This is a genomic window from Nannocystis bainbridge (genome assembly GCF_028368995.1).
Lineage (GTDB): Bacteria > Myxococcota_A > Polyangia > Nannocystales > Nannocystaceae > Nannocystis > Nannocystis bainbridge.
In genome coordinates this window covers 4,218,640-4,233,611 of record NZ_JAQNDL010000001.1, presented here as the reverse complement: position 1 = coordinate 4,233,611, position 14,972 = coordinate 4,218,640, and the positions used below count along the sequence as shown (strand labels likewise).

13 protein-coding genes are annotated in these 14,972 nt (G+C 71.2%); 6 read left to right on the top strand and 7 right to left on the bottom strand.

Features of this window, described 5'->3' with window-relative positions; translation table 11 throughout:
* The first annotated feature begins 73 nt into the window (after positions 1 to 73).
* Positions 74 to 2,959 carry a carboxypeptidase regulatory-like domain-containing protein gene (locus POL25_RS16570; protein WP_272087005.1) on the top strand — a complete coding sequence of 962 codons (2,886 nt, stop codon included), beginning with the start codon at positions 74 to 76 and terminating at the stop codon, positions 2,957 to 2,959.
* A 183-nt stretch (positions 2,960 to 3,142) separates the two neighbouring features.
* Here the strand turns inward: POL25_RS16570 and POL25_RS16565 are convergent, their stop codons facing one another.
* From POL25_RS16565 to POL25_RS16550, 4 genes are all read right to left on the bottom strand, one after another.
* Complete coding sequence (locus tag POL25_RS16565) at positions 3,143 to 4,090, bottom strand: acyl-CoA desaturase (RefSeq protein WP_272087004.1); 948 nt, start codon at positions 4,088 to 4,090, stop codon at positions 3,143 to 3,145.
* A gap of 59 nt (positions 4,091 to 4,149) precedes the next feature.
* On the bottom strand, positions 4,150 to 4,905 hold the full coding sequence (locus tag POL25_RS16560) for a response regulator transcription factor (protein WP_272087003.1): 756 nt from the start codon (positions 4,903 to 4,905) through the stop codon (positions 4,150 to 4,152).
* A gap of 99 nt (positions 4,906 to 5,004) precedes the next feature.
* The gene (locus tag POL25_RS16555) at positions 5,005 to 5,964 is read right to left on the bottom strand and encodes a sensor histidine kinase (RefSeq protein ID WP_272087002.1); all 960 of its coding nucleotides are present in this window, start codon (positions 5,962 to 5,964) and stop codon (positions 5,005 to 5,007) included.
* Between the two features lie 10 nt (positions 5,965 to 5,974).
* Positions 5,975 to 6,811 carry a hypothetical protein gene (locus POL25_RS16550; protein WP_272087001.1) on the bottom strand — a complete coding sequence of 279 codons (837 nt, stop codon included), beginning with the start codon at positions 6,809 to 6,811 and terminating at the stop codon, positions 5,975 to 5,977.
* A gap of 29 nt (positions 6,812 to 6,840) precedes the next feature.
* Here POL25_RS16550 and POL25_RS16545 point away from each other — a divergent pair, with 29 nt between their 5' ends.
* Both POL25_RS16545 and POL25_RS16540 read left to right on the top strand, forming a co-directional pair.
* The gene (locus tag POL25_RS16545; protein WP_272087000.1) at positions 6,841 to 7,455 is read left to right on the top strand and encodes a MiaE family protein; all 615 of its coding nucleotides are present in this window, start codon (positions 6,841 to 6,843) and stop codon (positions 7,453 to 7,455) included.
* Positions 7,452 to 7,925: a VOC family protein gene (locus POL25_RS16540; RefSeq protein ID WP_272086999.1), complete on the top strand. Its 474-nt coding sequence runs from the start codon at positions 7,452 to 7,454 to the stop codon at positions 7,923 to 7,925. The genes POL25_RS16545 and POL25_RS16540 overlap by 4 nt, the downstream gene beginning before the upstream one ends.
* 33 nt (positions 7,926 to 7,958) lie before the next feature.
* On the opposite strand, the gene POL25_RS16535 is transcribed toward POL25_RS16540, so the two are convergent.
* From POL25_RS16535 to POL25_RS16525, 3 genes are all read right to left on the bottom strand, one after another.
* On the bottom strand, positions 7,959 to 10,637 hold the full coding sequence (locus tag POL25_RS16535) for a putative bifunctional diguanylate cyclase/phosphodiesterase (protein ID WP_272086998.1): 2,679 nt from the start codon (positions 10,635 to 10,637) through the stop codon (positions 7,959 to 7,961).
* Between the two features lie 437 nt (positions 10,638 to 11,074).
* Positions 11,075 to 11,482 (bottom strand): response regulator, encoded by a 408-nt coding sequence (locus POL25_RS16530; RefSeq protein ID WP_272086997.1) that lies wholly within the window; start codon positions 11,480 to 11,482, stop codon positions 11,075 to 11,077.
* Positions 11,483 to 11,595: 113 nt separating this feature from the next.
* Positions 11,596 to 12,426, bottom strand: coding sequence for an MBL fold metallo-hydrolase (locus POL25_RS16525; protein ID WP_272086996.1), 831 nt, complete (start codon positions 12,424 to 12,426; stop codon positions 11,596 to 11,598).
* Positions 12,427 to 12,510: 84 nt separating this feature from the next.
* On the opposite strand from POL25_RS16525, the gene POL25_RS16520 reads away from it, so the two are divergent.
* From POL25_RS16520 to POL25_RS16510, 3 genes are all read left to right on the top strand, one after another.
* The gene (locus POL25_RS16520) at positions 12,511 to 13,281 is read left to right on the top strand and encodes an arginyltransferase (RefSeq protein ID WP_272086995.1); all 771 of its coding nucleotides are present in this window, start codon (positions 12,511 to 12,513) and stop codon (positions 13,279 to 13,281) included.
* Between the two features lie 221 nt (positions 13,282 to 13,502).
* Entirely contained in the window at positions 13,503 to 14,276 is a 774-nt protein-coding gene (locus POL25_RS16515; RefSeq protein WP_272086994.1) for a FadR/GntR family transcriptional regulator, read from the top strand.
* Positions 14,263 to 14,961, top strand: a complete 699-nt coding sequence (locus POL25_RS16510) for a sterol desaturase family protein (RefSeq protein WP_272086992.1) — start codon at positions 14,263 to 14,265, stop codon at positions 14,959 to 14,961. Before POL25_RS16515 ends, POL25_RS16510 begins: the two co-directional genes overlap by 14 nt.
* Positions 14,962 to 14,972: the final 11 nt, after the last annotated feature.

The window sequence follows — 14,972 nt, the reverse complement described above, 5'->3', positions numbered from 1 at the left end:
GTCGACACGGGTGTCCCAAAGACCAGGTTGATGCGTGAGGACGGAGTCGATGCGCAGGGAGATCGTCGCGGGTGTGGTTCTGGGAGCGATCGGGCTGTTGCTGTGGTGGCTGGGCGAGGGCAGCGAGCTGCCGGCGCCGACGACGGGCGGGCGCGCAGAGGCGCCGGTGCAGGCAGGGCTGTCGAGTGGTCAAGGGGAGCCGTCGCTGCCGGCCTTCGATCCGCGGCTGGGAGCTCGAGCGTCGGTCGCGGGGTTCGTGCGCGACGTGAAGGGCTCGCCGGTCGCGGGGGCGCGGGTGTGCGCGACGACGGACTCCCAGCGGCTGACGGCGGAGGAGCGGTTCCAGTTGACCTGCGCGACGAGCGAGCGCGACGGGCACTACCGGATCGAGGGGCTGTTCGGTCTGCGTCACGAGGTGGTGGCGACGGCGCCGGGGTTCATCCCGACGTTGCATGCGCACGGAGAAGGCGCGAGCCGGCGGGAGTGGGTCGAGCTGCGGCCGGGGCTGGAGCTGCTGGGCGTCGACATCGCGCTCGAGGAGGGCGGGGTCGAGGTGCGCGGGGTGGTGCGAGACCTGAGCGGCGGACCGATCGAGGGCGCGAGGGTGGCAGGGCACCGACAGTCGTCGACGTTCACGGGCCCCGAGGGCGAGTTCTCGATGTGGGTGCGACCGGGCGGGCTCGGGCTGGCAGGCTCCGCCGAGGGTTACGTGACGAACAACGACAGGGGCGTGGCGCCGGGGCACTTCTTCGAGATCTTCCTGACGCCCGAGGCGGTGCTGGTCGGCAAGGTGGTGCGCGCGGGCAGCGGGGAGCCGTTGGCGGACGTGCGCGTGGCGGCCGGGGAGAGCTGGACGCTGACCGACGCGCAGGGGCAGTTCCGGCTCGATCGGCTGTCACCGGGGGCCTACAAGCCGAGCGCGGAGTCCGACGAGCTCTACGGGCTGGCGGAGGAGCAGGTGATGCTGGGGCTCGGAGAGACTTCGGAGCCGGTGGTGATCACGGCGCACCCGGCGTTCTTCGTCGAGGGGAAGGTGGCGATCGAGGGCGGCAGCAGCTGCGACGTCGGATGGGTGGAGCTGCGCGACGGGGCGGGCGCTCGCCAGGTGCGCGGAGTCATCGAGGCGGACGGGGTGGTGCGGCTGCGGGGGATGCGACCGGGCGAGTACAAGGTCGAGGTGCGGTGCGAAGGACATGTCTCGGAGGACATGTACGAAAAGGTGAAGGTGGACGGCCGCAGCGTGTCCGGGATCGCGTGGAAGGTGACGCGCGGGCAGGCGATCCGCGGGACCGTGGTCGACGCCGGCGGACGGCCGGTGGCGAAGCTGATGGTGGGGGCCAACCCGCGGCCAGATCCGTCGCGACCGCACGCGCAGCAGTCGCGGTCGTGGAACGCTCGCACCGACACGAGCGGGCGCTTCGAGGTGACGGGGTTGCTCCCGGGGCCCTATGGTGTGCAGGTGTCGGCGTGGGATCCGCCGCGCGCAACGCCGAAGCCGATGGAAGTAACCTTGCCGAAGGGACAGGATCTCGAGGGCCTGCGGATCGAGCTGCCGACGGTCGGAGAGGTGCGCGGGTCGGTGCGTGACGCGAAGGGGCAGCCGGTGCGCGGGGCGTCGGTGGGGCTGAGCGGGGCTCAGGGGATCGGCGGGGTGGTGGCGGACGACGGGACCTTCCGCATCGAGAACGTGGGCGTCGGCGAGTACCGAATCCAGGCGGAGAAGAACTGGGAGAGGCTGCGAGCGCCGGGGACCAGCGACGACGACCTTCAGGGTGAGAAGATCGAGGTGCGGGCCGACGCGGTGACGACGGTGAACCTGGTGGTGGCGACCGTTTCGGGGCAGATCTCGGGGGTGGTGCGCGACGAACACGGGGCGGTGGTGAGCGACGCGTTCGTCGAGGCGGCGCGCGAGTCGGACAGCGCTTCGGCGGCGGAGGGCAACGGCTCGCGCGACACGCGGTGGACCCTCGGCAAGCGGCCGAACCTCACCGACGCCGAGGGACGGTTCACGCTGACGGACCTGAACGAAGGCAAGCACACGCTGCGGGCGCATCGTCGCGGCGGCGGGGAGGCGATCGTCGAGCACGTGGCGCTCGGCAGCGAGGTGACGCTGACGCTGGCGCCGGCGAGTCGATTGGCAGGGACGGTGGTGCTGGCGGGCGGCGGGGCGCCGGAGGAGTTCGTGGTGCGGCTGTCCGACGAGACGACGGGGTTCCGCCGCTCCGACCAGTTCTACCGCACGAACGGGGCCTGGAGCTTCACCGAGGTGCCGGGCGGCGAGCTCAAGGTGATGGTGAGCGCGGGAGCAGGAGCCGCGGAGATGCGGGTGAAGGTCGCGGCTGGCGAGGAGACCAGCGGCGTGCGCATCGAGTTGATGCCGAAGGTGACGGTGCGCGGGACGGTGGTCGACCTCGAGGGCAAGCCGGCGCCTGGGCTCACGGTGACGGTGACGGGCTCGGGGACCGGGGTGAGCGCGCAGGACGGCAAGGCCAACGTGACGGACGCGGAGGGCCGGTTCGAGTTCCACAACGCGCCCACCGGGCAGGTCCTGGTGAGCGTGTCGCCGATGGTCCAGGACAGCGAGTTCGGCGGGTCGTCGATCCCGGTGACGCTGTCGGCCGCGGCGACGACCGTGGAGCTGGCGCCGATCCGCTTGGCGCGGCGGCGGGTCGCGCCGCGAGAGACCGGAGGTGACCTGGGCTTCGCGATCCGCGAGCCGGCGCCCGGCGACGAGCCGGCGAAGCGGCGGCTGGTGGTGGCGCACGTGCGACCGGGCGGGCCGGGAGCGTCGGCAGGAGTGGTGGCGGGCGACGAGATCGTCAACGTCGATGGGCAAGACGTGCGAGGGCCGAACAGCTACCTGTTCTGGGCGCTGACGCGGGCGCCGGAGAAGACGACGCTGACGCTGGGGCTGGCGCGCGGGGCCAGCGTGCAGCTGACGGTCGGCGGCAAGCCGTGAGACCGCGGATGGCCCCCGGGACAGGTCGAAAGATGTAGATGTCCTTCGGGACAGATGGGGAGCCGTCGCGCTGTCCTTGAGACATGTCGAGAATGGCGCGGTGACCCAACAAAAAGACCCCGGGCGGACACGCTCGGGGTCTTCTCAGAGAAACCTGGCCCGAGGGCCAGACTCTAAAAATTATTAAACCTGGTCGGGGAGGGCGGCGTCGAGGGCGTCGCGGAGGTCGGCGGTCGAGTCGGTGGTCGCGGTCGCGGGGCCCTTGCGGCGGCCCTCGGCGAGGATGGTCTCGGGGACAGGTCGAAGGTCCCAGATCAGGCCGACCCAGCTCATGGCCTTGAGGATGTAGTAGGTGATGTCGATCTCCCACCAGTAGAAGCCCTGGCGGGTCGAGCCCATGTAGTGGTGGTGGTTGTTGTGCCAGCCCTCACCGAGGGTGATCAGCGCCAGCAGCCAGTTGTTGCGGCTGGTGTCGGCGGTCTCGAAGCGGCGCTTGCCGAACACGTGGGCGAGCGAGTTGATGGTGAAGGTGCCGTGCCACAGCAGGGTGGTGCTGAGGGCGAAGGCGATGAAGAGGCCCGAGGCGCCCATGGTCAGGTAGACGAGGACGCCGAGCACGGTCGGCGGGACGAACCAGTTCTTGTCGAGCCAGCGCAGCTCGGGGTACTTGGCCAGGTCGCGGACCTTGTTGTAGTCGCACTTGCCGGCGTTCTTCTCGTAGATCCAGCCGATGTGCGAGTACCAGAAGCCGCGCTGGATCGGCGAGTGGGTGTCCCACGGCAGATCGCTGAACTTGTGGTGGTTGCGGTGGTGGGCGGCCCACCACAGCACGCCGCGCTGCGAGGCGGTCTGGGTCAGGAAGGCGGCGATGAACTGGACGATCCGGCTGGTCTTGAAGGTGCGGTGCGAGAAGTAGCGGTGGTACCAACCAGTGACGAAGAACATGCGCCCGAAGTAGAGGGCGAAGCACATGGCCCAGTCCTGCCAGCGCGTGCCCGTCCAGATGGCGGCGAGCGGGAGCAGATGGATGATCGCCACCGGTCCGACACTCCACAAGTCGAAGCCCGGGCGCTCCGGCGGCGGGAGGTCGCGGAACTTTTCGGGGATCGGGATCGGCGAGTCGATCTGCACGCCCGCTCAAGGTGCCGGAGATGCCCGAACGCCGCCTGTCTCCGAGGCGTCAATCCGTGTCACGGTTTGGTCACCGCGGTCGGGACGACGAATTTGTAACCCGTTCCACGTACGGAGACGAAATACACGGGATTGACCGGGTCGGGTTCGAAGTGGCGCCGGAGGCGCATGATGAAGTTGTCGACCATCCGCGTGTTGGGGTAGTTCGCCAGCTTCCACACCTGCTCCTGCAGCTCCTGGCGCGAGAGCACGCGCCCGGGGTTGCTCGCGAAGTAGCGCACGAGGTCGAACTCGAGGCGGGTGAGCTTGACCTCCAGATCGCCCATGCGCGCCTCGCCGCGCTCGACGTCGATGACGGCGTCGCCGAAGCGAATCGGGGCGACGATGATGATGCTCGCGTCCTGCAGAGGTTGCTCCTGCGGCACGCGTTGCTCGCGCTCCCACGAGCGCCTGCGCAACAGCGAGCGCACCCGGGCGAGCAGCTCGCTGAGCTCGAACGGCTTGACGAGGTAGTCGTCGGCGCCGACCTCGAGGCCGCGCACGCGATCGTCGGTGGCGTCGCGCGCGGTGAGCATGAGGACGGGGCTGAAGTTGCCGCCGTCGCGCAACTTCTTGCACAGCTCGAAGCCGTCGGTGTCGGGGAGCATGACGTCGAGGACGATGACGTCATAGCGCGCCCCGAGCAGGAGCTCGGCGGCCCGCCGCGCGGTGCTGGCGAGGTCGACGGCGTAGCCCTCGAGCTCGAAGTTCAACTTGAGCCCGGCGGCGAGGTGCTGCTCGTCCTCGACGAGGAGGAGGCGGGGAGAGGTGGTCAATCCGCTTGCTCCTCAGGATGGTTCAGCGGAGCGGGCGGCGCTCCGGAAATCTTCGCGCAGCTGCAAAACATGATGATGCGCCTTCGGCTCCGAAAACGTTCAGGCCGAGCGCAGGCGCATGGGGAGGATGATGCGGAGGGTGGTGCCCTGACCGGGGCCGGGGGACAGAGCTTCAGCGCGGCCGCCGAGGGAGCGGACCAGAGCGGAGACGACGTAGAGGCCGAGGCCGGTGCCGCGGCGCTCGCGGACGGCCTCTTCGGGGACGCGATAGAAGCGCTCGAAGACGCGGCGCAGGTGGGTGCGAGGGATGCCGATCCCGCGGTCGCGGACCTCGAGGGCGACCTGGCCGCGAGCGTCGACGGGGCCGGCGCTGACGACGACCTCGACGTCGTCGCCGCTGTACTTGATGGCGTTGTCGATGAGGTTCTCGAGCACGGCGGCGAGGGCGACCTCGTCGGTGACGATCCGCAGATCGGGGCCGATGTCGACGCGCACGACGTCGTCGGCGAGGTGGGCCCGGCGAGTGACGCCAGCGGCGCAGCGGCGCGCGAGCTCGGCGAGCGAGATGTCGGTGAGGTGCTGCGAGGGCCGGACCTCGCCGGCGAGCCGGGTGGCGGTGAGCACCCGGTCGATGAAGGCGGTGAGCCGCTCGACGTCGTCGTGCATCATCCGCCGCAGCCGCTCGTGCTGGGCGCCGGGCAGGTCGGGCCGGGCGAGCGTCTCGAGGCACAGCTTGAGCGCGGCGAGCGGGCTCTTGAGCTCGTGGGTGACCGAGTCGATGAAGCTGGTCTGGCGCCGGACCTCGCGGATCTCACGGATCAGGAAGACCGTGAAGAGGAGGATGACGAACATGATCACCACCAGCGAGCCGATGCCGGCGGCCAGGAACCACCAGTTGCCGCGCAGGTCGGCCACCAGCTCGGGGTTCTGCAGGACGATGTAGCTCCAGCCGACCAGCAGCGCCAGGCACACGGCGACGGCGACGGAGGCGAGGATGATCGGCAGGGAGATCGACCGCGTCATGCGGGCGATCGCCATGGTGGGTGTCCTTCGGGTCATGGCGTAAAGCTCATGTCCCGGAGGACATGTGCGAAAGTTGGAGCGAGCCGGCGGCGCTGAGGCTGCCGCTGCGATCGCGGGCGGCGCCGTCGTCGAGCTCGATCCGCTCGATCGCGGCGCCGACAGGGGTGCAGTAGTCGAGGACGTTGTCGTCCTCGGGGTCGCACGCGGGCGCGGGCTCGGCGAGGCGCTGCTCGGGGGCGCAGGCGACGTCGGCGACGGCGACCGGCGGGAGGGCGCGGCCGTCGGCGAGCAAGAGACGGACGCCGCCGGCACCCGCGGCCACCGGGGCGCTCCACCACACGCGCACGCCGGCGGGCGCGGCGGGGGGGCAGTCGGTGCCCACGGACACGAGCTCGGCGGCGACGGGCCAGGGGGCGGCGTCGGCGGGGACGACGTCGGCGGACTGGCCTTCGATGTCGCGGCCGTCGGCGTCGAACAACTGGCCGGCGACGGTGACGCTGACGAGCTCGCGCTGGGGGGCGGGGATGACGAGCTCGAGCGCGCGGAGCTCGTCGCGCTCGCTGGAGGGGGCGAGGCTGGCGGCGATCGGGACGCGGCGGGTGCCGTCGCGGGCCAGCACGACGAAGCGGCCGGGGATCAGGGCGGCGGGGTCGAGCGGGCGGGAGAAGACGACGTAGAGGAGGGTGCCGACCGGGACGCCGAAGTACTCGCGCTGGCCGCCGTCGGCCGGTAGCTGGGCGTGGGCGGCGAGGATCCGGGTGGGGGCGCCGTGCGAGCGCGCGACCGGGGGCGCGCTGGCAGGCGGCTGCGGGGGCATGTCGCGCGGGGGGACGGCGCAAGCGGCGAACGCGAGGGCAGCCGCGACGCGAAACAGGGCAGGCACGCGAGCGCCAGGGTACACTGCCGTCGCCGATGCTGCACCTGGCCGCGCCGACCGACCAGAGCTGGGCCGCGCGAGCGCGCGAGCACCTGCCCGAGATCCTCCTCGACCACGCGCACTGCGAGAAGAAGGCGGCGTCGACGGCGTTGTCGCTGATCTTCCGCTATCCGGAGCGGCCGGCGCTGGTGGTGCCGCTGTCGCGGCTGGCGCGCGAGGAGCTGGCCCACTTCGAGGAGGTGGTGGCGGTGATGCGCGCGCGTGGGCTCGAGTTCCGCCGCCAGAAGCCGAGCCCGTACGCGGCGAAGTTGATGGCGGCCGCCCGCACGCACGAGCCGATGCGGCTGCTCGACACGCTGCTGTGCTGCGCGCTGATCGAGGCCCGCAGCTGCGAGCGGATGCGGCTGCTGGCGGAGACGCTGGAGGACCCGGGGCTGGTGAAGCTGTACCGCGGGCTGCTGGCGTGTGAGGCGCGACACTTCCACAGCTACGTCGAGCTGGCGCGAGAGATGGGGCTGGTGACGGAGCAGGAGCTGGCCGCGCGGCTCGAGGCGCTGGCGCTGCACGAGGCCGAGGTGCTGGCGGGCGACCCGGGCGAGCCGCGGCTGCACAGCGCGGTCGCGGCTTGCGCTACAGTCGGCGCGGCATGACCAGCGAACACCGCCCGTTCCGCGTCCTCGGGGTCCAGCAAATCGCAGTCGGCGGCCGCGACAAGGCGGCGCTCCGGCACCTGTGGTCCGACCTGCTCGGCCTGCCGATCGTCGGCAGCTTCCGCAGCGAGCGCGAGAACGTCGACGAGGACATCGCGGTCGCCGGCACGGGCCCGTGGCAGGTCGAGGTCGATCTGATGCAGCCGCTCGACCCCGACAAGCGGCCGCGCGTGCACGAGCCGGCGCTCAACCACGTCGGCCTGTGGGTCGATGACCTGGCGGCGGCGGTGACCTGGCTCTCGGGACAGGGGGTCCGCTTCGCCCCGGGCGGGATCCGCCGCGGCGCGTCCGGCCACGACGTGTGCTTCATCCACCCGCGCGGCGACGAGGGCAGCGCGCCGCTCGGCGGCGAGGGCGTGCTGATCGAGCTGGTGCAGGCGCCGCCCGAGCTGATCGCGGCCGGGCGGTGAGGCAGTGACCTGTCCGCGAGGACAGGTCGATTCTCACGGCTTGCAGTCGCGCGAGATCATCGACTCGGCGACGCCGCGCGAGACCGGGCGCGAGAAGAAGTAGCCCTGGCCGAACTCGCAGCCCATCTCGGCCAGGAGGTCGAGCTGGGCCCGGGTCTCGACGCCCTCGGCGATGACGCTCATCCCGAGGTTGTGGGCCAGCGTGACGATCGTGCGCACGATCTCCGCGTTCTCGCCGTCGGGCCCGATGTTGCTGATGAAGGAGCGGTCGATCTTCAGCGCCGACATCGGGAAGCGGTGCAGGTAGCTGAGCGAGGAGTAGCCGGTGCCGAAGTCGTCGACGTAGGAGTGGACCTGCTCGCGCCGGAGCTGCTCGATCAGCTCGGAGGCGGTCTTCGGATCTTCCATGATCACGCTCTCGGTGATCTCGAGCTTGAGGCTCGAGGGGACGAGCATGCTCTCGTGCAGGGCCTTGGCGATCAGGGCCGGCTGGGCGAACTGCTTGCCCGAGAGGTTGACGCTGATCGACAGCGCCTCGCGGTGGGGGTACTTGGCGTGCCAGCGCTGCATCTGGCCGCACGCCTCGCGCAGGACCCACTCGCCGATCGGGATGATGAGGCCGGTCTCCTCGGCGCAGCCGATGAACTCGCCCGGGAGCACGAGGCCGCGGGTCGGGTGGTTCCAGCGCAGGAGCGCCTCGAAGCCGCTGATCTGGCCGCTGACGAGGTCGATGACGGGCTGGTAGTAGACCTCGAACTCGACGCGCTCGATGGCCCGCCGCAGGTCGCTCTCGAGCGTCAGCTGGGCGACGGCCTCGGCGTGCATGTCGGCGTCGAACAGCTCGTAGCGGCTCTTGCCGCGCCGCTTGGCCCGGTGCATCGCGGTGTCGGCGTCGCGCAGGATGTCTTCGGTGCGCTCGTAGCCGAGGGCGCTCCAGGTGATGCCGACGCTGATCGAGGTGTAGACCTCTTGATCGCGCAGCGACAGCGGGCGCTTGAGCTGGGCGAGGATGCGGTCGGCGACGCGGATGGCGTCGCTGGCGTCCTGGACGTTGGGCAAGAGGACCCCGAACTCGTCGCCGGACAGGCGCGCGAGCAGGTCGTCGGGGCCGACGCAGTCCTGCAACAGCCGCGCGAACGAGATCAGCAGGCGATCGCCGGTCGAGTGGCCGAGGCTGTCGTTGACGTTCTTGAAGCGGTCGAGGTCGAGGCACAGCACCGCGAAGGCGGGCCGGCCCTGGCGCACGGCCTGGAGCGCCGTCTCGAGCTTCTCCATGAAGGCCTGGCGGTTGGGCAGGCGCGTCAGCGGGTCGTGCAGCGAGTCGTGACGCGAGCGCTCCTCGCGGGCGCGCAGGGCGATCTCGGCGCGGCGGCGGCGGGTGATGTCGCGGGCGACGACCTGGACGCCAGTGACCTGGCCGTCGAAGTCGCGCAGCGGCACGACGGTCGACGAGAACCACCCGGTCTTGCCGCGGACCTCGATCATCTCCTCGACCGAGACGCCGATGCCGCCCTCCATGACCTGGGCGAAGCGGGCCAGGTAGGCCTCGGCCAGCTCGGGCAAGTCGGGCGCGAGGTCGCCGAGGCTCTTGCCGATCAGGTCGTCGACGGTGCTGGAGAAGAGGCCGGCGATCAGCGCGTTGGCGTGGAAGATGAAGCCGTCGCGGTCGAAGCAGAGCAGGAAGACGTCGCTGGCCTCGACCAGCAGCTGGTACTTGATCTCGCTCTCCTGCAGGGCGCGCTCGATCTTGCGGCGCTCGCCGATGTCGACCAGCGTGACCATGATCGCGGCGCCGTGGTCGTCGTCCGCGAGCGGGACGGCGGCGAGGCTGGTCCACAGCAGCTCGCCCCTGGCGGTGCGGAGGCCGACGGTGAGCGGGGGCTGCGGCTTGTGCTGCTCGAGGCAGCGCCGCAGCGGTGAGCCGGGGGCGAGCGGCTGGCCGTCGTCGCGCAGGGCGCCGCGCTCGAGGTCGTCGATCGTCAGGCCGGCGAGCGCCTCGGGGCCGTGGCCGAGCAGCCGCTGCGCGGTGGTGTTCGACATGACGATCGCGCCGCGGGCGTCGAGCTGGAGGATGCCGGTCGGGACGGCGTCGATGAGGCGCAGCAGCGCGGGCGCGACCAGCGGGCGGGCGCCGACGGCCGGGTCGCCGAAGTGACGCGCGAGCCCGGGCGCCTCGCGCAGCAACCATGCGTGGGTCTCGACCAGCGGCGGGTCGATCCGCTGGGCCAGGTCGGGGTGCAGCTCGAACCAGGCCGCGCGGCCGCGGGCGTAGGCGGCCAGCGCGGTCCAGCGGGTGTACAGCGCCGGCGTCAACGCGGCGGCCAGCGCAGCGCGACCGTCGGCGCCGCCTTGCGGGTCGGCGGCGAAGGCCAGGCCGCAGCGCATGAGCATGTCGCGAAGGACAGGGTCTTCAGGCCATGTCTCAAGGTGCAGGTGCTGCTCGCGGAGCACATCGCGGGCGGCCGCCAGCTGATCGACAAAGGCGCGCGGCTCGTCGAGGGCGCTCAGCACGGCCGCGGGCGCGAGGCCCAGGCGGGTGAGGGCGAGCGCGTGCTCGACGAGGCCGGCGCCGGCGCGGCGGAGGGCCAGCAGGAGGGTCAGCTCCTTGAACACCGCCGGCAGCGGGCAATCGAGGTAGGCGTGTCTGGCGGCGTGCCACAGGTCGGCGAGGGTGTCCGGGCAGGCGAAGGCCGGCTCGAAGAACGCCGGCAAGTAGCCGAAACGCTGCTCGATCTGCGCGCGCAGGGCCGCCAGCCGGCTGCCCGCCCCGGCCTCCCCCTGGGGTTCGAGCCCGCTCTCGGCGGGCGCTCCGGCGTGTGGGTGCGAGTCCGTGATCGCAGTTCTCCGCGGGAAAACCGTGTCAAAAGAGCGTTACAGGGGCCCGCGAGGGGTGTCAATTGCAGGACGCGTGAGGAGGCGGTCAGGACATGGTTCTGTCGCGTTTTTCCGGGTCGGGCCGGCGCGAATTCCTGGCGATCGGGGCGCGGACGGACGCGCAAATCCGCGGACGGACGACCGCGGCGTGCCCCGAGGACATGACTTTAAGGACAGACGCGAGCGCGTCGTCGGTCGTGGGCCTGCGAGCCGGCACCACGGAGGTGCGGCGAGGCGCCGACGGGCGACGACGCTGCGTGCGAAGCGGTCGAGGCTCAGCCGGCCCGGCTGTCGCTGGGATCGCCGGAGCCGCCCTCGGGGTCGGGCACGAAGCGGTTGATCTTCGAGAGCAGCCGTCGCAGGTCGATCGGCTTGGTGTCGTAGTCGTCGCAGCCGGCCTCGAGGGCCTTCTCGCGGTCGCCGGACATGGCGTGCGCGGTGAGGGCGATGACAGGGATATTCGCGGTCGCCTCGTGCTCCTTCAGCACCCGCGTGGCGTACCAGCCGTCCATGTCGGGGAGGCTCAAGTCCATCAGCACGATGTCGGGCTTCTCCTTCTTCACCATGGCGACGCCCTCGCCGCCGTCGACGGCGACGAGCACCTCGTAGCCCTTGCGGCGCAGTCGCCTCGAGAGCATGTCCCGGCTGAGTTCGTTGTCCTCGACGATCAAGACCTTGGGCATAACCGGGTCCATCCTAACACCAGCGGCCGGCGAAGGGCGACCGCGCGACGCGCCGGGCGAGTGCGCGCCGGTGTACTCGCGTCTGGTAAGCGCGTGTACGGCGGCGCGCCCGGTCAGGTCAGGACGAACTGACTGTCGGGCTCGCGGCGGACCCGGCCCTCGGCCTCGAGCTTGCGCAGGTGGGCGTCCAGGGACCGCTCGGCCAGCCACCAGATCTCACGCGGGGTGTCGCCGTAGGCGCCGGCCAGCAGCTCGGGCATCCGCGTGGCGCCGGCGTGCAGGGCGGCGAGCACCCGGCCCTCGCGCTGTCTGCGATGGGTGATGTAGCGCTCGAGGCACTCCTGCGGCGCCGCGATCACGGGGCCGTGGGCGGGGACGAGGGCCGAGGGTCGCTCGGCGCCCAGGCGGGCGAGCGAATCGAGGTAGGCCGACATGTCCCCCCCATCGGCCGGGTCGATGAGGATCGTCCCGATGCCGGCGACGAGGTCACCGGCGTAGGCGATCCCCGTGCGCTCCTCGCAGTACACGAGGTGGCCCGGCGCGTGACCCGGCGTGAACAGGGCTCGCAGGGCGTAGCCGTCGCCGAGCTCGAGCCGCTCGCCGTCCTCGAGCGCGATGTCGACGGGGAAATCGAGCCGGGCCGCGGTGAGGCGATGGGCGTAGATCGGCGCGCCCAGCCGCCGCGCGAGCTCGAACGCGTAGCCGACGTGGTCGCCGTGGTGGTGGGTGACGAGCACGGCCACGACCTCCGCGCCGGCGGCGGCTCGCTCCGCCAGCAGTCCGTCGAGCGCGGCCCGCTCAGTGGCAAACGGCGTGGCCGGCTCGATGACCGCCAGCCGGCGCGTGCCGACGATCAAAGTATTGGTCGCCGTCGCCGGCGGGAGCGTCGGCGTCGCGTACGGGACCCGCCAGACGCCGGGGTCCAGGACTTCAGGCTCGGCCATGGCAGGCGATTGTAGTGCCCAGGCGGCCCAGTACAACTCGGATGGCGCGCCTCGCGGCGGTCAGGACCCGTATACTGAACGATGATGCGCTGGCGCCCTCGCTTGCTCGCGGCCGACCCGCCGGAGCTGCTCGTGTACGACGAGGCGACCGTCTGCCCCTATCTTCAGGGCCGCGACGCCCGCATGCCGCTGCGTGTACCGACGCGGATGCTCACCCCGCAGGAGTTCGCCGAGCGCCTGCGGGTCGGCGACCGCCGCCAGGGCGTGCTGCTCTACCGCACGTCGTGCCCGAGCTGCCAGGCGTGCGAGCCGATCCGCATCGACGTCGAGCGCTTCGCGGCCGACAAGACCCAGCGCCGCGTGTACAAGCGCGGCCTGTCCCGCATCGAGGTCGAGATCGGGCCGCCGGAGCTGACGCCCGAGAAGGTCGCGCTCTACAACCGCCACAAGGCCGAGCGCGACCTCAACGCCGACGGCCACGACATCGACGAGGTCGGCTACCGCGCCTTCCTCGTCGACACCTGCTGCGAGTCGTTCGAGCTGCGCTACCGCGTCGACGGCCGCCTGGTCGGCGTCGCCGTGGTCGACCGCGCCGAGGACGCCCTGTCCGCCGTCTACTTCTACTTCGACCCCGACTTCGAGCCGCTGTCGCCCGGGGTGTTCTCGATCATGAAGCAGCTCGAGCTGTGCCGCGCCTGGGGCCTCCGCTACCTGTACCTCGGCCTGTACATCCGCGAGTGCCCGTCGATGGCCTACAAGGCCCGCTACCTGCCGCACGAGCGCCGCATCGCCGGCCGCTGGCGCTGCATCGAGCGCGTCGGCGCGGCCGTCGAGCCTGAGTCCGAAGAGACATGACGTAAGGGACATGATCCGAAGACCAGGCAGGTCTTCGCCGGTCCCACGTCCTCTTCGCATCACCCGCGGAATCACCGGCCGCGCGCCGCTCGCGTCGGCCGAGTCCGGCAACGGCGGGAGATTCGGCAATGCCGCGGCCGGCGCGCAGGGGCGCGACTGCACTGGTATGACCAGTTGACCATCGAATCTCGGCATGACATGCTGACTGCAACAGGTCGCCCATGCGCCTCAAGCCGGTAGCCCGAAAGTCCCTGTCCGACGCTGTGTTCGAGCAGCTATCCCAGGAGATCGTGCACGGTCGGATGCGCCCGGGGGCGCCGCTGCCGAGCGAGCGCGCGCTTTGCGACGTGCTGCGGGTCAACCGCGGCGCCGTGCGCGAGGCGCTCAAGCGGCTGTCGCAGGCGGGGCTGATCTCGATTCAGCACGGCGGCGGCACGCGCGTGCTCGACTTCAAGCAGACCGCCAGCCTCGACCTCCTCGATCGCCTCCTCTTTCACCACGACGGCACGGTCGACCTCCGCGTCGCGCGCAGCGTGATGGAGATGCGCGCCGCGATGGCCCCCGACATCGCCCGCCTCGCGGCCCTGCGCCGCAGCCCCGGGCAGGTGCTGCAGCTCGACGAGATGGTCGCCGCCATGGCCGCGCAAGAGCAGGACTTGCTGGCGCTGCAGGTGCTGGCGCTGCAGTTCTGGGACCTGCTCACGGTCTGCAGCGAAAACATCGCCTATCAGCTGGCCTTCAACGGCCTGCGCCACAGCTACGAGGGCATGCGCGAGGCGCTGGTCGAGGTCATGGGCGAGGAGCTGCGCGACCTCGCGGCCTATCGCCGGATCGCCGACGCCGTGCGCCGCCGCGACAGCGACGGCGCCGCGGCCAGCGCTCAGGCGCTGATGCAGCACGGCTCGCGCGGCATCTTGCAGCTGCTCGCCGTGCTCGAGAATTCCGACGAAGACGGTCAGGCCACTGGAGAGGAGGACGACGATGACCAGCCATGAGCACGAACCCATGGGCGGCCGCGACGGCAAGAACCCCACGCTGGGACAGGCCGCGCGCGCCTTCTTCACCTTCCACAGCCCGCGGATCTTCGCGGTGATGTGGCCGCTGCTGGTGGCCACGCGGGTGGCCGCCGGCGATTTCGGATGGGCCGACCTGCTGGTCGTGCCGATCCTCCTCGCGGTGCAGCCGTTCGCCGAGTGGCTGATCCACGTCTACATCCTCCACTTCAAGCCGACCACGCTGTTCGGCCGCGCCTTCGATCTGCAGATCGCCAAGTTCCACCGCGCCCACCACCGCGACCCGTGGCGGCTCGAGCTGGTGTTCATCCCGCGGCGCGCCGGCTGGCTCGGCCTGGCGATGTTCGCGGCGGTGTGGTTCTTGCTCGCGCCCACGCCGCAGGTGGCCCTCACCGGCGTGCTCGGCTCGGTGACGATGGCCTTCCTCTACGAGTGGACGCACTACCTGACCCACACCGGCTACAAGCCCCAGGGCGAGTTCTACCGCCGGATCTGGCGTTACCACCGCCTGCACCACTTCAAGAACGAGCACTACTGGCAGGGCGTCACCACCCACCTCGGCGACCGCATCCTCGGCACCATGCCCGACCACACCGGCGTCGCCAACTCGCCCACGTGCCGCACGCTCGGGGTCGAGGCGCCGACCGACCTGCCCGGCCCGCCGTGAGCGACCTGTCC